General features: G+C 57.7%; 16 protein-coding genes. 10 read left to right on the top strand and 6 right to left on the bottom strand.

The window, feature by feature from the left end; all coding sequences use genetic code 11:
• Positions 1–36 precede the first annotated feature (36 nt).
• A complete protein-coding gene (locus tag AC2FHW_RS16085; protein WP_496822231.1) occupies positions 37–3,189 on the bottom strand; it encodes a valine--tRNA ligase in 3,153 nt (1,050 codons plus the stop codon).
• Between the two features lie 142 nt (positions 3,190–3,331).
• Between AC2FHW_RS16085 and AC2FHW_RS16080 the strand changes: the two genes are divergently transcribed.
• The 3 genes from AC2FHW_RS16080 to AC2FHW_RS16070 all read left to right on the top strand — a co-directional run bounded on the left by AC2FHW_RS16080 (position 3,332) and on the right by AC2FHW_RS16070 (position 7,890).
• Entirely contained in the window at positions 3,332–5,623 is a 2,292-nt protein-coding gene (locus AC2FHW_RS16080; RefSeq protein WP_496822229.1) for a xanthine dehydrogenase family protein molybdopterin-binding subunit, read from the top strand.
• Positions 5,601–6,677: a T6SS phospholipase effector Tle1-like catalytic domain-containing protein gene (locus tag AC2FHW_RS16075; RefSeq protein WP_142638056.1), complete on the top strand. Its 1,077-nt coding sequence runs from the start codon at positions 5,601–5,603 to the stop codon at positions 6,675–6,677. The genes AC2FHW_RS16080 and AC2FHW_RS16075 overlap by 23 nt, the downstream gene beginning before the upstream one ends.
• Positions 6,678–6,801: 124 nt before the next feature.
• Positions 6,802–7,890, top strand: a complete 1,089-nt coding sequence (locus tag AC2FHW_RS16070) for a Hint domain-containing protein (RefSeq protein WP_496822227.1) — start codon at positions 6,802–6,804, stop codon at positions 7,888–7,890.
• Positions 7,891–7,991: 101 nt separating this feature from the next.
• Here the strand turns inward: AC2FHW_RS16070 and AC2FHW_RS16065 are convergent, their stop codons facing one another.
• Positions 7,992–8,567: a GcrA family cell cycle regulator gene (locus AC2FHW_RS16065; protein WP_142638060.1), complete on the bottom strand. Its 576-nt coding sequence runs from the start codon at positions 8,565–8,567 to the stop codon at positions 7,992–7,994.
• 126 nt (positions 8,568–8,693) lie between these two features.
• On the opposite strand from AC2FHW_RS16065, the gene AC2FHW_RS16060 reads away from it, so the two are divergent.
• Positions 8,694–9,497, top strand: a complete 804-nt coding sequence (locus tag AC2FHW_RS16060; RefSeq protein WP_142638062.1) for an ABC transporter permease — start codon at positions 8,694–8,696, stop codon at positions 9,495–9,497.
• On the opposite strand, the gene AC2FHW_RS16055 is transcribed toward AC2FHW_RS16060, so the two are convergent.
• Entirely contained in the window at positions 9,479–10,372 is an 894-nt protein-coding gene (locus AC2FHW_RS16055) for a DMT family transporter (protein WP_496822226.1), read from the bottom strand. The genes AC2FHW_RS16060 and AC2FHW_RS16055 overlap by 19 nt on opposite strands.
• Positions 10,373–10,419: 47 nt before the next feature.
• Complete coding sequence (locus tag AC2FHW_RS16050; RefSeq protein WP_246097248.1) at positions 10,420–10,797, bottom strand: MerR family transcriptional regulator; 378 nt, start codon at positions 10,795–10,797, stop codon at positions 10,420–10,422.
• Positions 10,798–10,858: 61 nt separating this feature from the next.
• Between AC2FHW_RS16050 and AC2FHW_RS16045 the strand changes: the two genes are divergently transcribed.
• The 6 genes from AC2FHW_RS16045 (at position 10,859) to AC2FHW_RS16020 (ending at position 16,202) form a co-directional block, all read left to right on the top strand.
• On the top strand, positions 10,859–11,116 hold the full coding sequence (locus AC2FHW_RS16045) for a zinc ribbon domain-containing protein (protein WP_496822224.1): 258 nt from the start codon (positions 10,859–10,861) through the stop codon (positions 11,114–11,116).
• Positions 11,117–11,355: 239 nt separating this feature from the next.
• Positions 11,356–12,543, top strand: a complete 1,188-nt coding sequence (locus AC2FHW_RS16040; protein ID WP_496694249.1) for an aspartate aminotransferase family protein — start codon at positions 11,356–11,358, stop codon at positions 12,541–12,543.
• 28 nt (positions 12,544–12,571) lie between these two features.
• Positions 12,572–13,498 carry an ornithine carbamoyltransferase gene (argF, locus tag AC2FHW_RS16035; RefSeq protein WP_271950442.1) on the top strand — a complete coding sequence of 309 codons (927 nt, stop codon included), beginning with the start codon at positions 12,572–12,574 and terminating at the stop codon, positions 13,496–13,498.
• Positions 13,499–13,555: 57 nt separating this feature from the next.
• The gene (locus AC2FHW_RS16030) at positions 13,556–13,897 is read left to right on the top strand and encodes a 5-carboxymethyl-2-hydroxymuconate Delta-isomerase (RefSeq protein WP_496707587.1); all 342 of its coding nucleotides are present in this window, start codon (positions 13,556–13,558) and stop codon (positions 13,895–13,897) included.
• Positions 13,898–14,206: 309 nt separating this feature from the next.
• Entirely contained in the window at positions 14,207–15,169 is a 963-nt protein-coding gene (locus AC2FHW_RS16025) for a pirin family protein (protein ID WP_142638074.1), read from the top strand.
• Between the two features lie 67 nt (positions 15,170–15,236).
• Positions 15,237–16,202, top strand: coding sequence for a 2-dehydropantoate 2-reductase (locus tag AC2FHW_RS16020; protein ID WP_271950412.1), 966 nt, complete (start codon positions 15,237–15,239; stop codon positions 16,200–16,202).
• A gap of 4 nt (positions 16,203–16,206) precedes the next feature.
• On the opposite strand, the gene AC2FHW_RS16015 is transcribed toward AC2FHW_RS16020, so the two are convergent.
• Positions 16,207–17,685 carry an inorganic phosphate transporter gene (locus AC2FHW_RS16015; RefSeq protein ID WP_496822222.1) on the bottom strand — a complete coding sequence of 493 codons (1,479 nt, stop codon included), beginning with the start codon at positions 17,683–17,685 and terminating at the stop codon, positions 16,207–16,209.
• A 93-nt stretch (positions 17,686–17,778) separates the two neighbouring features.
• Positions 17,779–18,237 (bottom strand): NUDIX hydrolase, encoded by a 459-nt coding sequence (locus tag AC2FHW_RS16010; RefSeq protein WP_496822221.1) that lies wholly within the window; start codon positions 18,235–18,237, stop codon positions 17,779–17,781.
• Positions 18,238–18,256 lie beyond the last annotated feature (19 nt).

Genomic DNA, 18,256 nt, shown 5'->3' with positions numbered 1-18,256 from the left:
GGTCTGGTATCTTGAACGGCTTGGAGCAGACGAAGATCAGGCGATTTCGGCCAGACGTGCCAGCGCCTCGTTCAGTTTCACCTCTTCCTCTTCACGGGCGGCGAGGTTGGCTTTGGCTTCGGCGACAACCTCTTCCGGGGCCGAGGCCACAAATTTCGGATTGTTCAGACGACCGCGCAAACCACCCAATTCCTTGGCAAGTTTGCCCTTGGCCTTTTCCAGTCGTTCCTTTTCGGCGCCGATATCGATGATATCTGCCAGCGGCATGCCGAACGTCGCACCCGGCGCGGCAATCGAGATCGTTCCCTTGGGAAATGCATCCACTTTGGTCAGGCTGTCGATCCGCGCCAGCCGCTTGATCAGCGCCTCGTTACGGTCCCATGCAGCTTGGCCATGCGCGTCAATCTCTGTCACCAGCATCGGTACATAAAGGCCCGCCGGAACCCGCATCTGCGCACGAGCTGAGCGCGTGTTCTCGATCACCGAGATCACCCAGTTCATTTCGCGGTCCACCTCTGGGTCGACCAGTTCGGTGCCGTAAGTCGGCCAGTCGGCGTGCACGACCATCTTGGCGCGCGTGCCTGTCAGGCCCCACAGTTCCTCGGTAACGAAGGGCATGATTGGGTGCAGCAAGACCATGCACTGGTCCAGAACCCAGCGCATGGTAGCGCGGGTCTCGGCCTGTGCTTCGGCATCGTCACCCTGCAGCAGCGGTTTGGAGAGTTCAACGTACCAGTCGCAGACCTTACCCCAGACAAAGGCGTAAAGCCCGTTGGCCGCATCGTTGAAACGATAGCTTTCCAGTGCGGCGTCGACCTCGGCCCGTACGCGGGCAGTTTCGCCTATGATCCAACGGTTTACGGCGGCCTTGGGTTTCAGATCGGCGACGTCTAGTTGCGGTACGGCGTCGGTGAAGACCTCGTTCATCTCGGCAAAGCGAACAGCGTTCCAAAGTTTTGTACCAAAGTTGCGATAGCCGGTGATGCGTTCGCGAGACAGTTTCAACACGCCGCCAATCGCCGCCATCGAGGCATTGGTAAAGCGCAGCGCGTCGGCGCCGAATTCGTCCACGATCTCCAGCGGGTCGATGACATTGCCGGTGGTCTTGGACATCTTCTTGCCCTTCTCGTCGCGGACGAGCTGGTGCAGGTAGACGGTGTGGAACGGGATCTGATCGACCACCGCCAGTTGCATCATCATCATCCGGGCGACCCAGAAGAACAGGATGTCAAAGCCGGTGATCAGAACGTCCGTGGGGAAGTAGCGTTCCAGCTCCTCGGTCTGCTCGGGCCAGCCCAGCGTGCCGATGGGCCAGAGGCCGGAGGAGAACCAGGTGTCGAGAACGTCGGGGTCACGCCAAACCGGATAAACGAGCTTCGTCGGGTCTTGTTCAACTGCATACTGAGCAAGGCTTTCGGCGAATTGATGGATCGCTTCTTGCTTATCGGCAACTTCGATTACAGTTGCGTGGCTTAGCGGGCTGGGAATGTTTGCATTATCGTCCAGGAATTTTTCAGTCACTGCCTCCAGACTCGACGCGCATTCCATGACATTGCCACGGTGCAACATACCACCTTCGTTCAGCAAACGACCCAATTCGACCAGATCAAGGTTGCCGTCGTTCTCGTCATCTTTGAAGTTTTCGGCCGACAGGTCGAGGCCATACCAAACCGGAATCTGATGCCCCCACCACAACTGGCGCGAGATACACCAGGGCTCGATGTTTTCCAGCCAGTGGTAATAGGTCTTCTCGCCCGATTCGGGGATGATCTTGACCGTGCCGTCCTTGACCGCGTCCAGCGCGGGGCCGACGACTTTTTCGGCATCCACGAACCACTGGTCGGTGAACATCGGTTCGATCACGACCTTCGAGCGGTCGCCAAAGGGCTGCATGATCGGTTTGCTCTCGACCAGCGGGACGAGTGCAGCCGGGTCGTCGTCCTCACCCAGCTTTGTGCCCAGAACCGGGTTGTCGGCACGGGTCATGACGGCCAGACCGTCGTTGGTGATCTCTTCGACCACCTTGGCGCGCGCCTCGAACCGGTCAAGCCCGCGCAGGTGATCGGGGATCAGGTTGATTGCGTCGATCTCATTCTCGGTGAACTCCTTGCCGCGCGCGTATTCCTGCGCCTTGCCGGCCTCTTCGGCATAGGGCGCGCCATCGGCCCGCATTGCGCCACGCGTATCCATCAGACGGTACATCGGAATACCGCCACGCTTGGCGACCATGTTGTCGTTGAAATCATGCGCGCCGGTGATCTTCACCGCGCCCGAGCCGAAATCGGGATCGGGATAGTCATCAGTAATGATCGGAATCTGGCGACGATGCTCTTTCGGTCCAACGGGAATTTCACAGAGTTTGCCGATGATTGGCGCATACCGCTCATCTGACGGATGAACCGCAACCGCGCCGTCGCCCAGCATTGTTTCGGGCCGTGTCGTGGCGATTGAGATATAGTCGCGCTGTTCCTCAAGCACGATATTCCCGTCCTCATCCTTTTCGACATACGTATAGGTCTCACCGCCCGCCAATGGGTACTTGAAGTGCCACATATGGCCCGCGACTTCGATATTCTCGACCTCAAGATCCGAGATTGCGGTCTCAAAATGCGGGTCCCAGTTGACCAGACGCTTGCCGCGATAGATCAGGCCCTTTTCGTACATTTCTACGAAGACCTTGATGACGGCATCGTGGAAATTTGCAGAATTCTCATGCCCTGTGCGCGGGTCACCCGGTGCACCTGCCATGGTAAACGCGTTGCGCGACCAATCGCAGCTGGCGCCAAGACGCTTGAGCTGTTCAATGATCGTGCCGCCGTATTCACCCTTCCATTCCCAGACTTTCTCAAGGAACTTCTCGCGCCCGAGTTCACGCCGCCCTTCGTTGCCCTGCGCCGCCAGCATCTTTTCAACCTGCATCTGCGTGGCGATGCCCGCGTGGTCCTGACCGGGTTGCCACAGCGTGTCGAACCCGCGCATGCGGTGCCAGCGGGTCAGGATATCCTGCAGCGTGTTATTGAACGCGTGTCCCACATGCAGCGCCCCCGTCACGTTGGGTGGCGGGATCATGATGGTAAAGCTTTCATCGCGCGATCTGTTCGCGCCCGCCTTGAAGGCTCCGGCCTGTTCCCAGGCCTCGTAAATGCGGGCCTCGGCCTCGGCCGCGTTGAATGTCTTTTCCATCGCCATTGGATGCGTCCTGCGTCAACAAATTCGGGTTAGCGCTTGCAATATCGAAAGGATAGCAAAAGGGAAAGGGCCAAGCGCCGGGGCTATGGACAATGATGCATCGCAGCCTAATGTCGCCTAGAGGCAGAGACAGGAGCGCGCGGTGGAAAAGTTTGGCAAAAGCCAGCCCGTCAAACGGACCGAGGACCAGCGGTTTCTGACCGGGCAGGGGCAATATATGGACGATGTCCTGCCGCACGGGGCTTTGCATGCGGTATTCGTGCGATCCCAGGTGGCGCATGGGGTGATTGGGGCGCTGGATCTGGATGACGCGCGCGCGGCCGAAGGGGTGCGGCTCATCATGACGCTGGACGACCTGAAGGCCGCCGGGATCGACACGTGTATGAATGCGGCCATCCTGAATAACCGAGACGGTTCGAAAGCCGCTGCGCCGGACCGGCATATGCTGGCCGCGGATCGCATACGGTTTGTCGGAGAACCCGTCGCTGTAGTCATTGCCGACACCGCCTTACAGGCCCGCGATGCGGCCGAGCTGATCTGGGTCGAAACCTCAGACTTGCCCGTAAAACTGGACGTGTGTGCGGGCGGAGAAACGCTGCACGCGGAAACTCCGGATAATCGGGCATTTGACTGGGCGCTGGGCGATGAGGCGGCAACTATTGCTGCGTTTCAGCAGGCGGCTCATACCGTTGCACTGAATGTGGAAGACAATCGAGTGATCAACACGTCGATTGAACCGCGGGGCTGTCAGGCGCATTGGGTTGATGGGCGGTTGCACTTTTCCTATGGCGGGCAGGGGGTTTGGGCCATGCGTGGTCAGCTGGCGCAAAAGTTGCGACTCAACCCCGAAGATATCCGCGTCACGACCCCGGATGTCGGTGGCGGGTTCGGCATGAAGGTCATGCCCTATCCCGAATATTTCTGCGTGGCCGTTGCTGCGATGAAGTTGGGCCAGCCTGTTCACTGGATGTCTGACCGGTCCGAGGCGATGTTGTCCGATCACCATGGCCGCGATCTGTCGTCGCTGGCCGAGCTGGCATTTGACAACGATCACCGGATCACCGCCTATCGGGTGCACAGCAAGGTAAATCTTGGGGCCTATAACAGCCATTTCGGCCAGGCGATACAAACCAATCTTTTCAGCAAAGTGTTGATGGGTGCCTATGATGTACAAACCACCTATCTGCGGGTCGAGGGGTTCTTTACCAATACAACGCAGGTTGACGCCTATCGCGGCGCAGGGCGACCCGAGGCGATATATGTCCTTGAACGCGCCATCGACCGCGCGGCCCGAGAGCTGGGCGTCGATCCCTGGGATCTGAGGCGCAAGAACTTCATCCGGCCCGAGGCCTTTCCTTACAAGACCGCGACCGGCGAAACGTATGATGTCGGCGATTTCGACATGGTTCTGTCCCAAAGCCAAATACAGTCCAGCGGATTTGCCGCCCGCAAGATCGCCGATGCTGAACGCGGTTTGTTCCGGGGGCAGGGGATTTGTTACTATATCGAAAGTATTTTGGGCGACCCTTCCGAGAACGCAAAGATCGAGTTCGTTGAGGATGGCACCTTGAAACTTTTTGTCGGAACCCAATCCAACGGGCAGGGGCACGAAACGGTCTATGCTCAGTTCCTGTCTGACCAAACCGGGGTTCCCCTGGATTGCATCACCGTAGTTCAAGGTGACAGCGACCAGCTTCCGAATGGTGGGGGAACCGGGGGATCGCGATCAGTTACGGTGCAAAGTACAGCGACGCTTGCCACGATCGACGTCATGGTTGCCGCATTCACGCCCTATCTCGCAGATAAGATGGGGGTGGAGGAAAGCGACGTGCGCTTTGATTTTGAAACCTTCCGCGCGCCGGGATCAAACCTGACGCCCACTTTGACCGAGGCCGCGGATATGGCCCGTGCCGACGGGCGCGTTGATTTGTTGCAGCATCAGGCAAGCATCACGCTGGACGACCGTAGCTATCCCAACGGGGCACATGTTGTCGAAATCGTGATTGACCCTTGTACCGGCGAAACATGGGTAGACCGCTATACTGTGGTCGATGATTTCGGTAATCTTATCAATCCGATGCTGGCCGAGGGGCAAGTTCATGGTGGTGTCGCACAAGGCATCGGTCAGGCGCTGTCCGAACATGTTGTCCATGATGCGCAGGGGCAACTGCTCACGGCATCGTTGATGGATTACGCCTTGCCCCGCGCAGCCGAGATACCCATGATTAAGTTTACCTCGGCGCCGGTACCGTCAACCTCTAACCCGTTGGGAATGAAAGGATGCGGAGAGGCCGGCACCGTGGGCGCGCTGGCTGCAGTGGCAAATGCGGTTCAAGATGCGCTCTGGGATCACGGGGTGCGGCAGGCCGATATGCCTTTTACGCCGCACAAAGTATGGGAACTGCTGAACGATGCAACTGTCGCGGCTGAGTAGAAAGGTACTGGGGTGGCTTGGACGGCCGCTGCGATCCGAGCATTCGGCCGAAACGCGCCATCGTGAACCTGTCAGCCATGTCATCATTCTAGACGGCACCATGTCGACGCTTGAGCCCGGATATGAAACTCATGCGGGGCAGGCGCTGCGGCTGTGCTGCGAGATGGGAAGCAAGGTATCCGTCTTCTATGAGGCCGGCGTGCAATGGGAAAGCTGGAAGTCCTCGTTGGATGTGATGATGGGGCGGGGGATCAATCGCCAGATACGCCGGGCCTATGGCTATCTGGCCTCGCGGTATAAGCCCGGCGACCGTATCTATTTCATCGGCTATTCACGTGGGGCCTACGGTGTGCGCAGCCTTGCGGGTGTGATCGATATGATTGGCCTGCTCAAGGCCGAGCATGCGACCGTAAGGAATATCAAACAGGCCTACCGCCACTATGAATGCAATGCCAATGGTAGCGCTGCTGCTGCGTTTCGCCGGCAGTTCTGCCATGAAGATGTTGCAATCGAAATGATCGGCGTGTGGGATACAGTAAAAGCGCTGGGCTTGCGTCTACCGCTGCTTTGGCGTTGGGCCGAGGATCGCCACGCCTTCCACAACCATCAGCTTGGTCCCGCTACGCGCCACGGCTACCACGCGATGGCGCTGGATGAAACGCGCGAGGTATTCGAGCCGGTCCTGTGGAAATGTACTCCCGATTTTAAAGGCCATATCGAGCAAGTCTGGTTCCGAGGCACCCATGGCGATGTGGGTGGCCAGTTGAACGGGTTTGAAGAAGCCCGCCCTCTTAGCAACATCTCGCTGGTTTGGATGCTGGATAAGGCAGAGCTGCACGGCCTGCCATTGCCGGAGGGATGGAGAGACCGCTTTGTGATCGACCCTCATGCGCGTTCGGTCGGCACATGGCGCGGTTGGGGTAAGATTTTCCTACTGCGCAAGCACCGCAAAGTAGGCCGCGACCGATCCGAGCGGTTGCATGTCTCGGTTTCGCCAAACGAACTGCCCGGTTGGGTGCCAATGCTGGATTTGCCATCGCATCCAGCGCAGTAATTCGGTTCCAGCTGCGAACAAAAATCACTGGGAACATTTACTGGTTAGTGAGACCCTAATACTCATATATTGAAACAAGTATCGGATCATCATACTCACGCCGAACACAAAGGCGAATTGACATATGGCAGACCCATATTTTTCCGAACTCAAGTACCTAGGAGGTCCACCACAGGACTTTATCGAGGTCGCTGTTGACGCGGGTGCGGATGTTTCTGGGCTTGTTGTTACGATCTACAACTCTGACGGATCTATCCGCAGCACTAACACGCTTGATGGGATAACCCCGACGACAGTCGCAGGCCGGGACGTCTATGTAATTGACTCAGCCAGTTCCGCCATCTTTACCGGGCTCGGTAAAACCAATGGTATCTCTTTATCCGACGTGTCAACGGTTTATCAGTTCAGCTCTTTCAGCGATCCCCCCAGCCCCGGCCCGATAACGGCGACAGCTGGCCCCGCCAATGGGATGAGCTCGACGGTTATCGGCGAGGCCGGGGCGGGAGATTCACTTATTTCCACCGACAATGGTGGAGCCTATACTCTGAACACCACTCCGACACCGGGCACCATACCGTGCCTGACGGCAGGAACGTTGATTGCGACCGATCAGGGCCCTGTCCTGATCGAGAGTTTGAAGCAAGGTGATCGTGTCTTGACGGATCATGGTTGCACACAGCCTTTGTCACAACTCATTCGGCGACATGTCAGCGCGCGGGATTTGCGCCGCAATCCCAAGCTTTACCCAGTACGCATTTGCACTGGCGCGCTAGGGCAGGGCCTGCCCAGACGCAACCTGCTCGTGTCCCGTCAGCACCGGATGCTGATATCCTCGGCGATCGTTAAGCGCATGTTTGAGTGCCCCGAGGTTCTGGTCTCAGCTATAAAGTTGGTCGAGCTTCCGGGGATATACGTCGACGACAGAATTACAGAAGTTACTTATTTCCACCTGGTGTTTTCTGAACATGAGGTAATTTTTGCAGATGGCGCCCCGACCGAGAGCCTTTTGCTTGGCGATGAAGCACTGAAATCTCTACCGGCAGCAGCCATGGAAGAGCTTTTTACGCTGTTCCCCGATCTTGTCGAAACCCCGATGCAAAAGACCAACTACAAAATCCCAGAGGGGGGGCGGCAAAAGCGATTGATCGCTCGGCATGCACGGAACCGGCGGCCGCTTTTGGCAGATTACGACTCTTCTTCGATTCCAGTGTGATCGCTCTTAGATGACGCAGAGCCAAAACAGGTGTATTGCCTACATTCCGGCCTGCTGCGGGCACCGCGTTCTGTTGCTAGGTGCCTGCCGTCGTCAAAGCCTTACCGCCGCCGGTCGCGACGTGAGCTCATAGGCTGGAACGCCACACCCACATGCGCTTCGCAATAAGGTTTGCCTGCCTCAACGGGCAGACCGCAAAACCAGAAATCCTCGGTCGCGGGGTCGCCGACGGGCCATTTGCAGGTCTTCTCGGTCAGTTCCATCAGCGTCAGCTTTTTGGCTTTCTTCTCAACCTCGTTGACCTTGGCCAGCGCCTCGGGGCTGATCTCGTTCGCTGAAGGTTGCGGCGGCAGCGGTTGACCGGCCGGGATGATCTGACGGCGGGCCGGAACAGCGGGCTTGGCCTCGGCTGCCGGCGCTGCGGCTGGACGTGCCGGTTCCGTCTTGGGCGTGGGTTTGGGCTTGGCCTCGGCCTTGGGCGCGGGCGCTGGTTTTTCCTTTGGCTCAGCCTTGGCGGGGGTCGCGCCGGTTGCGCGATTCGACAGGCCCAGCCGGTGGACTTTGCCGATAACCGCATTGCGGGTCACACCGCCCAGTTCCTTGGCGATCTGGCTGGCCGACTGGCCCTCGCCCCACATCTTTTTAAGCAGCTCTACACGCTCGTCAGTCCAGGACATCATTTGCCTTTCAAAAGCGGAAAGCGGCCCCGGATTCGGGCCGCCTTGGGAATTCGTCTCAGCCCCCTATTTTAAACACTGCGGTCCGAGTTACAAGCGGTCTTCGAATCAGGTAGAGGGCAGATCATGCAGAATCTCATGGATCAGGAGGCACGCCGCTTTGGTGCGGTGAACTGGATGGGTCTCTATACGCTGGCCCGGCGGGAAACTTTGCGGTTTATGGCGGTGTGGACGCAGACACTTTTGGCACCGCTGGTGACTGCGGGGCTGTTTCTGCTGATCTTCAACATCGCTATCGGGCCCAGCCGGTCTGATGTGATGGGCGTGCCATTTTTGACCTTCCTGGCGCCGGGCATCATGATGATGACGGTGATCCAGAATGCGTTTGCCAATACTTCGTCCTCGATGGTGATCTCGAAAGTACAGGGCAACATCGTCGATACCCTTATGCCGCCGCTTTCGCCGTTAGAGATTCTGCTGGGATACCTTGCGGGCGGCATTGCCCGTGGCTTTCTGATCGCTGTTGTCGTTGCAACCGCGCTGGCGCTGGTGCTGGGTATTGTCCCGCAGAACCCACTGATCGCCATGATCTTTGTAGTGCTGGGAGGGGCCTTTATGGGCGCGCTGGGCCTTTTTGCCGGGATATTCGCCAATAAGTTCGACCAGATGGCTGCGATTACCAACTTCATCGTCACGCCTTTGGCGTTTCTTTCTGGAACCTTTTACTCGGTCGAGGCATTGCCGCCGGTTTTGTACCGGCTAAGCCACGCCAACCCGGTTTTCTATCTGATCGACGGGCTGCGCTATGGTATGATTGGGGTTTCGGACAGCTCGCCCTACCTTGGGATGTTGATCTGCACGGCTGCAACACTGGTGGTCGGTGCACTGACCTGGCAGATGCTGCGAACGGGCTATCGGCTCAAGGCCTGACGGTGCCGCGCCTCGCGCCACACAAGAATCAGCCCTCCGGCCAAGATGATGGCAGATCCAATCAGGCTGACCGCGTCGGGGACCACATCGAATATCGCAAAATCATATAGCGCAGCGAACAGCAGTGTCGCATAGCTTATCGGCGCTACGAAAGACGCATCTGCCCGCGCCATGCCGTTAACGAAACAGGCCTGTGCGCAAGCCATCAATGCGCCGATCCCCGCAAGGGCCGCCCATTGCGCCGGGCTGGGCGTCTGAAACACGAAACTCACCGCGACCGACGCGATAGTCAGGCCCATAGCGTTGTTCACCAATAGAATTTGGATCGGGCTCTCTCGCCCTGACAGCTTTTTGATAAAGATCAGCTCCATCCCGATGACGACCGCCGCCGCCAGCGCCAGTAACGCCGCAGGTTGGAAGCTCGCAGGTGTCGGGCGCAGCAGAACCATAGCCCCGATCAGGGCCACCGCCGCCGCCAGCCAGCGCCAGGGGCCGACGCCTTCTTTCAGCAAGGGAATGGCCAGAACCATCGCAAAGACCGGGTTCAAGAACGAAATCGCCGTCGCATCCGCCATCGGTATGAACGCGACCGATGCAAACATCAGCGTGATTCCCAGCCAGCCAAAGCTTGTCCTACCGATATGCAGCCCCCAATTGGGCCGCCGCAGGGTAGGGCGCATGATGCCCACTGCCGAAACGATGACCAGGAAGGCGAATAGAAACCGCCCGTGGCTGATCTGCATTGGGTGCAAAGGAGCACCTAGCGTATCTGTCCCCAAAGCTTTGGCCAGCAGGGTGGTTGCCGCAAGGAATGCACTGGCGACAAAAATCAACAGTGCCGCAAGGAGCGGGTTATGCGCTTTGGGAACGAACATGCGTAAGCGGTGATGTACGGGTGGACGAAAGGCAAGGGGTAAAACGGTCAGGGTTGTCCCGACGGTGTTGCAAGAGCCTGTTTGGCCTGTCGCAAGCTGTCCAGAAAACGATTTGCGCGCCCGATCCGCGCCTCAACCTCTTCGATCCGTTCCTGAAGAAATGCTACGCCGTCAAAGGTTTCGGGATCAGCCGCACCAAGTTGCCCCAGCAGAGTTGCAAGTTGGGCGATACTGATCCCCGCCGCCTGAGCATCGCCGATCTGTTCCAGCGTGATCAGCGTGTCATCCGGGTAGTCGCGATAGCTGTTTGTCGCTTCTGGCCCGGGGCGCGAGGCAATCAATCCGTGCCGTTCGTAAAACCGCAATGTGTCGCGGGGCAGCCCGCTTCGGCGGGACAGTTCTCCGATACGCATCTGTAAAACCATTGACTATACTCTATGGTTTTGATCTTATGGCCCGTGGTCAAAGCCTGCAAGGGGAAAGATGATGGGATCCAAATGTCAAAGCTGCGGCATGCCTCTTAGCAAGGATACCGAAGAGGGAGGCAGCGAAGCGGACGGAACCCGCAGCACACGGTATTGTTCACTCTGTTACGCTGACGGTGCGTTTCGACATCCCGATGCCTCGTTCGAGGAATTTCAGTCCCATTGTCTGGATGCGCTGGTGAACAAGGGCATGCCCCGCATTCTGGCCTGGGCTTTTACGCGCGGTATGGGTCGATTAGACCGCTGGAGCGAAGGCTGATACGGGGGTTGCAGCGTTGCAGCAACAAAGCCCTTTTCATCGCAAATCTTCGGCGCTATACGGCATCGATGATCAAACACGCTGATATCCTGCGATTTCGACGCCGACGCTTTGCCGCGTAACCGGCCCGTTTGATCCTTTTGCGCTGCCCAAATCGGCGCATCTCCCACCAAATCAGTTGACGAACATGGCCCTCGTGTATCACTCACGGGGCTCAACATATCGAAAAGGATGATCCGATGATCCCGTCCGTTCTGCCGACCTATAATCGTGCGCCCCTGACCTTTGTGAAGGGCGAAGGCGCTTGGCTGACCGAGGCGGATGGCCGACGTTTTCTGGATATGGGCGCGGGGATTGCTGTGAATGCACTGGGCCATGCGCATCCGGCGCTGGTGAACGCGCTGACGGAACAGGCCCACGCGCTGTGGCATGTGTCGAACCTTTATAACATCCCTCAGCAGCAGGCGCTGGCTGATAAGCTGGTTGAACATACCTTTGCCGACACGGTGTTCTTTACCAATTCAGGCACGGAAGCCTGCGAGCTGGCTGTGAAAATGGCACGCAAATATTTCTACGATAAAGATCAGCCCGAACGGGTCGACATCATCACCTTTGACGGTTCGTTTCACGGTCGGTCTTCGGCAGGTATCGCCGCTGCGGGGTCCGAGAAAATGACCAAAGGCTTTGGCCCGCTGCTGCCCGGCTTTGTACACCTGACATTTGGTGATCTTGACGGCGTCACCAATGCGATCTCGGACAAGACCGCGGCGATCTTGATCGAACCCATTCAGGGCGAGGGCGGTATTCGCCCCGTCCCTGATGCCGAGCTCAAAGCGCTGCGTCAGATCTGCAACGACAATGGCCTGTTGCTGATCCTCGACGAGGTCCAATGCGGCGTTGGGCGTACCGGTAAACTTTTTGCCCATGAATGGGCAGGCATCACGCCTGACATCATGATGGTCGCCAAGGGCATCGGTGGAGGGTTCCCTCTGGGTGCGGTGCTGGCCACCGAAGACGCGGCCAGCGGCATGACGGCAGGTACGCACGGGTCGACCTATGGCGGCAACCCTCTCGGTTGCGCGGTGGGCTGCGCGGTGATCGACCAGGTTGCAACCCCCGCCTTTCTGGACGGGGTCAATCGCAAGGCGGGCATGTTGCGCCAGAAGCTCGAAGGATTGATTGCAAATCATCCGGACGTGTTCGAAGAGGTGCGCGGCGCAGGGCTCATGCTGGGTCTGAAATGCAAGGCGACCAACTTGGACGTGGTGAATGCGGGATATGATAACGGCCTCATCACCGTTCCCGCCGCTGACAATGTGATCCGCCTATTGCCGCCTTTGACCCTCACAGAGGACGACATTGCACAGGCGGTTATTCGTCTGGAGAAAACGGCCGCGCAGGTCGAAAGCAATCTGGCGTCTGCCTGAGCCCACCCGATTAGAAAAGCGAAACGACATGAAGCACTTCCTCGACATTCACAAAACCAATGCCGCCGCTTTGCGGGGCATGATCGACCAGGCTGCTGCCATGAAGCAGGCGCGTCTGGGGCAGCCAAAGGCGGCACCGGATGACGAATTGGCACTCAAAGACCGCATGGTCGCCCTGATCTTTGAAAAACCGTCAACCCGGACGCGCGTGTCCTTTGATGTGGGCGTGCGCCAGATGGGTGGTCAGACGATGGTCCTTTCGGGCAAGGACATGCAGTTGGGCCACGGCGAAACCATCGCTGACACTGCCCGCGTGCTGTCGCGCTATGTCGATATGATCATGATCCGGACCTTTGACGAAACCATCCTGACCGAGATGGCGGAATACTCGGACGTGCCGGTGATCAACGGCCTGACCGATCGCACCCATCCTTGCCAAATCATGGCCGATGTTCTGACGTTCGAAGAGCACCGTGGCCCGATCGCTGGGAAGAAAGTCGTTTGGACTGGCGATGGTAACAATGTGTGTGCCTCGTTCCTTCACGCGGCGGGCCAGTTCGGGTTTGATCTGACTTTTACGGGCCCGGCGCAATTCGACCCCGAAGAGGATTTCATGGGTTTTGCCCGTCAAAAAGGGTCCAAGATTGTTGTGGAACGGGACCCCTACAAGGCTGTAGATGGGGCCGATCTGGTTGTCGCCGATACCTGGGTTTCGATGCACGACTCTCAATCCGCGAAGGAACGGCGCCACAACCTGCTGCGTCCTTATCAGGTAAACGCCGAATTGATGGCCCATGCCAAACCCGATGCGCTGTTCATGCATTGCCTTCCTGCGCACCGCGAAGAAGAAGCGACATCCGATGTCATGGATGGGCCGAACTCGGTCATTTTTGACGAGGCCGAAAACCGACTGCACGCCCAGAAGGCCGTTATGCGTTGGTGTCTGGGCGTCTGAACACATGAAAATGGCAAGAGAGAGCCGCGTGCTCTCTCATGATTTCCGGAGTGCACAATGCCCCATATAGTCCTCGAATTCTCTCAGGGCCTTGAAGAGAAACATGATTTCCATGCGGTCTGCGAGAAGTTGTTTGCGGTGCTTTCTGAACATGCTGAGTTTGATGCATCGGCCCTTAAGATCCGGGCCAACCCGGTCACCTATTTTCGGATCGGGACCGAACCGCAGACCTTTGTCCATGCGACGCTTTTATTGATGCAGGGCCGGGATGAGGCCACGCGAGCTGAATTGAACGCTACCGTTTTGGATGTTCTGACTGTTGCCATGCCCGAGGTTGGCAGCATCACGGTGCAAGAGGTCGAACTGAACCGTGCGTCTTATGCCAAACGCCTGGCGTGATTGTGTTTGGCAATTTGTTTATCTGAAGCACGGCGACTGACACCTTCTTTAGTCGTAAGCAACATTCCTTTGCAGGGCAGCAAAAATGCCCTGCATTCCCTGTCAAACAGGTGATCGGGTAGCGAGCTGTTTGGATGGTTCTTTTCTCAGGTGGAATTTCTGTTAGAATTGTTATGTAATAACATTAATGATATGTCATAACGGACAAAATTCCACCGGAGTTGTGCAATTATTGAGGTTTCTTTCAGGTGCAGCGGCCTGCATCTTGCAGGGGCGAACCGTTGCCTGCCGAAAAAGGGAGAAACTGGAATGAGCTGGAACCCGTCTCACAACCCCGATCGTTTGACTGAGAACCCGTCTTTAGAGGCACTGATCATTCCTCGCGCACGTGATCTGGGTGGGTTCGAGGTGCGCCGCGCGCTACCCTCGGTCAAACGACAGCTTGTTGGCCCGTTCATTTTCTTTGACCAGGTCGGTCCTGCAGAATTCATCACAGAAGGCGGTATAGACGTTCGGCCACACCCTCATATCGGGTTGGGCACGGTCACCTACCTGTATAAAGGGGAATTTGAGCATCGTGATAGCTTGGGCACCCATCAGATGATCTATCCCGGTGAGGTCAACTGGATGATTGCAGGACGTGGCGTGACCCATTCTGAACGCACCAGCAAGGAAACGCGCAGCAAAAGACACAGTCTTTTTGGCATTCAGACCTGGATCGCGCTGCCAGAGGAACAGGAAGATATTGCACCGGACTTCGAACATCATAAACAATCTGCGCTGCCCCATATTCAGGATGCTGGGATCAGCGCTCGTCTCATCCTTGGCTCGGCTTATGGTGAAAGCAGCCCGGTCACGACACTGTCTGAAACCTTCTATCTGGACGTGCAGCTTGCCCCCGGGGCCTCTTTTCCTTTGCCTGATGATCAAGAAGACCGCGGTGTTTATGTGACGGAAGGAACGGTTGAGATCGCCGGCGATCAGTTCACCCAAGGTCGTATGATGGTGTTTCGGCCAAGGGATCGCCTTTCCGTTCAGGCAGGGCCGCAGGGTGCGCGGCTAATGTTGCTTGGAGGTGCGACGTTGAACGAGGATCGTTATATCTGGTGGAACTTCGTGTCGTCCTCAAAGGAAAAGATAGAAGCAGCCACCCGCGAATGGAAAACGGCGGACTGGGCCAAAGGGGCTTTTCAACTGCCTCCGGGGGACGATCAAGACTTCATCCCGATTTCAGAAGACCTTGAACGCACCCGTCCGAGGCGCGCGCGCTGACCTCGCGTCAGTTGGCCTTGTCTGACAGGCGGATCGCGGCAATCTTTGACCGAAGGGGAGGGGCGTCATGAGGATCGCAATCGCGGGGGCGGGCAGCATTGGATGTTACTGCGGGGCTTTGCTGGCCCGATCCGGTCACGATGTCACCCTGTTGGGGCGGGCACGAATCCTCGACCCGATCCGGGATAAGGGGCTGATGGTCACAGATTTTTCAGGCCTGCGGTGTCATGTGACCAACCTGTCCCTGACCGAAGATCCGGCGGAACTGAGTGATGCTGAAATAGTCATTGTCACGGTAAAGACCGGCGCGACGGAAGAGATGGCGAAGGATATCGGGAAACACGCTCCAGACGCTGTGATCCTCTCCTGGCAAAATGGACTGGAAAACGCAGGCACCTTACGTACGATGCTTCCGCACCACGATGTCCGCGCCGGTATGGTGCCCTTCAACGTCGTCCCGACAGATACTGGCGGATTTCATCGCGCGACTTCTGGTGAAATCGTTATCCAATCCGGCCTCGGCGATTTGGGCGCAAAGCTGACTGGTCCCGACCTACCGGTGTCAGAGAGTGACCAGATCGAAGCCGTCCAATGGGGCAAGCTGGTGATCAATCTCAATAACGCGCTGAATGCGCTGTCCGGGTTGACGTTGAAACAGCAGTTGCTGGACCGCAACTGGCGCCAACTGATGGCAGATCAGGTGTCCGAGGCTCTGACCGTGCTGCACTCCGCCGGCCAACCGATTGTGTCAATGACGCCGCTGCCCGCATGGATGACACCGTATATCCTGCGCCTGCCGACGCCCTTGTTTTCGCGGGTTGCCTCCCGGATGCTGACCATTGACTCCTCGGCGCGCACCTCTATGGCCTATGACTTGATGGCAGGGCGCCCAACGGAAATCGACAGTCTGCAAGGCGAGATCATCCGTTTGGGCGAGCGGCACGGCATTGCGACCCCAATCTGCGCGCAGGTTCGCGAAAAGATTGCACAGAACCCAAAATCCCCGCTTACTCCCGAGCAAATCCGAATCTGATGGGCTAGAGAAAAGCCGTCAGTGTCCAGAAGATAGCGGCTGATAACACTGCGGTAGCGGGGACCGTTATGATCCAGGCAGCCACGATCGTCATGAAATGCGAGCGACGGACGAGTTTCCGGCGTTTTTTCTCTTCCTGTGCCTGGCGCCGTTCGGGCAGGCGTTGGTGGTTCGCGTTCTTTCTGCGCCGCTCGGCATGCCATTCGCGATAGAAGCCCACTCCGAAGACCGCTCCCACTGCGATATGGGTGGAACTGACGGGCAGGCCCAGCCAGCTGGCCAGGATCACAGTGATCGCCGCAGAAAGGGCGACACAGAATGCGCGCATTGGGTTGAGCTTGGTGATCTGACTGCCGACCATCCTGATCAATTTTGGGCCAAACAGGAACAGCCCAAAGGAAATTCCCAGCGCTCCGATCACCATCACCCAGGTTGGAATTGCGACTTGTGCAGCGAAATCCCCGAACTGCGCCGTATGCACGATTGCCGCCAACGGACCAACCGCATTTGCCACGTCATTGGCGCCGTGGGCAAAGCTAAGAAATGTTGCTGAAATAATAAGTGGTAGCCCAAACAGCGTTTTCAGAGACTTCGTTCTGTTTTCTAGTCCTTCTGATCTGCGATGCACCCAAGGGACTGTCACCAGCCATGTCAGAAATCCGGTGGCCAGACCGAACAGCAAAGCGACTTCAAGCTCAACTTTGACCAGCTTGTTCAGGCCTTTGACGGCCAAATAGGTGGTAAAGGCACCAGCCATGACAGCAACGAGTATCGGCACCCAACGGCGGGCAGCGGCGATCTTGTCGTCCTGATACTGAATTTTGGCATTGATCAAAGCCAGAAAGCCAGCGGCAATAGTTCCACCTAACACAGGAGAGATGATCCAACTGGCGGCAATGGCGCTCATCGTTGTCCAACTGACCGCGCTTAGGCCAGCTGCTGCGACGCCCGCACCCATGACGCCCCCCACGACAGAGTGTGTGGTCGACACCGGCGCGCCGACCCAGGTGGCCAAGTTGACCCACATGGCCGAAGAAATCAGGGCCGCCATCATCGCCCAGATAAAGACGGTGCTATCGTGAACCGATGCCGGGTCTATAATCCCTTTCGAAATCGTCGACACGACATCCCCACCTGCCAGCAAGGCCCCCGCGCTTTCTGCGATGGCGGCGATGACGATTGCGCCGGTCATGGTCAGCGCGTTGGCCCCGACAGCGGGGCCCATGTTATTGGCAACGTCATTTGCGCCGATATTGATGGCCATATAGGCCCCAAAACCCGCTGCCGCGACAACGATCAACCCGCCATCAGCCCGCCCAAAAACCACTGCGGCCGTCAGCCCGGCCAGCGCAATAAAGGCGAAGGCGATACCCGGCGCCAGCATGGAGCGTGCCACATGGGCATTGGCATACTCAACGCGCGAGATGCGCGCCAGATCGCTGTCCAGCGATTGCCAACGGAGTTTGGAGCTTGGGTTCGACATCAGGCTATTGCGGGCGGTTTCCAAAAGAACACCCGCGGCTATACGGTTTCGCTCAGACGAGCAACCGTGGCGTCATCACTTTTTGTGGAGGAGTCACAGCTGCAGCAGCAAAGCGCGCAGTTCGGGTTCCTGAACACGTTCGGCCGCTATCACGGGCGAAACCCACTCGCGGGTCCTTTCCTCGGCCTCGGGGTAGATATTGGCCAGTTCCTGCACTTCGATCCGATAGACATTGGTCACCACAGTCTGGCTGGCCCCGTCTTTCAGGATCTTGTCATAAGTATATTGCCCAACAGGGTCATTGGATAGGGATTGGGCGCGCACGCCGGCTTCTTCCCAGGCCTCTTGCCGGGCAGCCTCGGCGCCATCCAGGCCATCAATCGGCCAACCTTTGGGGATGATCCAGCGTCCGGTGTCCCGGCTGGTGATCAAAAGAACCTGCAGCCCGTCCTGTGTTTCGCGGGTGCACAAGGCGCCAAACTGCACCCGATGGGGGCGCAGGAACAGAGGCCGGGCGACCTCTTCCCAAATATTTCGCAGCCATTTTGTCATGTTTGTCGTTCTCGAACCC

Source organism: Ruegeria sp. YTSA108 (assembly GCF_059610185.1).
Note: the sequence above shows the minus strand (reverse complement) of the source record. Positions and strands in the feature narration are given on the sequence as shown.

What these genes read in the sequence shown, in the direction of transcription:
- AC2FHW_RS16025 (WP_142638074.1), top strand. Translation starts at nt 14,207, where the DNA reads ATGAGCTGGAACCCGTCTCACAACCCCGATCGTTTGACTGAGAACCCG.
- AC2FHW_RS16015 (WP_496822222.1), bottom strand. Translation starts at nt 17,685, where the DNA reads ATGTCGAACCCAAGCTCCAAACTCCGTTGGCAATCGCTGGACAGCGAT.
- AC2FHW_RS16050 (WP_246097248.1), bottom strand. Translation starts at nt 10,797, where the DNA reads ATGGTTTTACAGATGCGTATCGGAGAACTGTCCCGCCGAAGCGGGCTG.
- AC2FHW_RS16020 (WP_271950412.1), top strand. Translation starts at nt 15,237, where the DNA reads ATGAGGATCGCAATCGCGGGGGCGGGCAGCATTGGATGTTACTGCGGG.
- AC2FHW_RS16030 (WP_496707587.1), top strand. Translation starts at nt 13,556, where the DNA reads ATGCCCCATATAGTCCTCGAATTCTCTCAGGGCCTTGAAGAGAAACAT.
- AC2FHW_RS16045 (WP_496822224.1), top strand. Translation starts at nt 10,859, where the DNA reads ATGGGATCCAAATGTCAAAGCTGCGGCATGCCTCTTAGCAAGGATACC.
- AC2FHW_RS16070 (WP_496822227.1), top strand. Translation starts at nt 6,802, where the DNA reads ATGGCAGACCCATATTTTTCCGAACTCAAGTACCTAGGAGGTCCACCA.
- AC2FHW_RS16075 (WP_142638056.1), top strand. Translation starts at nt 5,601, where the DNA reads ATGCAACTGTCGCGGCTGAGTAGAAAGGTACTGGGGTGGCTTGGACGG.
- AC2FHW_RS16055 (WP_496822226.1), bottom strand. Translation starts at nt 10,372, where the DNA reads ATGTTCGTTCCCAAAGCGCATAACCCGCTCCTTGCGGCACTGTTGATT.
- AC2FHW_RS16040 (WP_496694249.1), top strand. Translation starts at nt 11,356, where the DNA reads ATGATCCCGTCCGTTCTGCCGACCTATAATCGTGCGCCCCTGACCTTT.
- AC2FHW_RS16085 (WP_496822231.1), bottom strand. Translation starts at nt 3,189, where the DNA reads ATGGCGATGGAAAAGACATTCAACGCGGCCGAGGCCGAGGCCCGCATT.
- argF (WP_271950442.1), top strand. Translation starts at nt 12,572, where the DNA reads ATGAAGCACTTCCTCGACATTCACAAAACCAATGCCGCCGCTTTGCGG.
- AC2FHW_RS16065 (WP_142638060.1), bottom strand. Translation starts at nt 8,567, where the DNA reads ATGTCCTGGACTGACGAGCGTGTAGAGCTGCTTAAAAAGATGTGGGGC.
- AC2FHW_RS16010 (WP_496822221.1), bottom strand. Translation starts at nt 18,237, where the DNA reads ATGACAAAATGGCTGCGAAATATTTGGGAAGAGGTCGCCCGGCCTCTG.
- AC2FHW_RS16060 (WP_142638062.1), top strand. Translation starts at nt 8,694, where the DNA reads ATGCAGAATCTCATGGATCAGGAGGCACGCCGCTTTGGTGCGGTGAAC.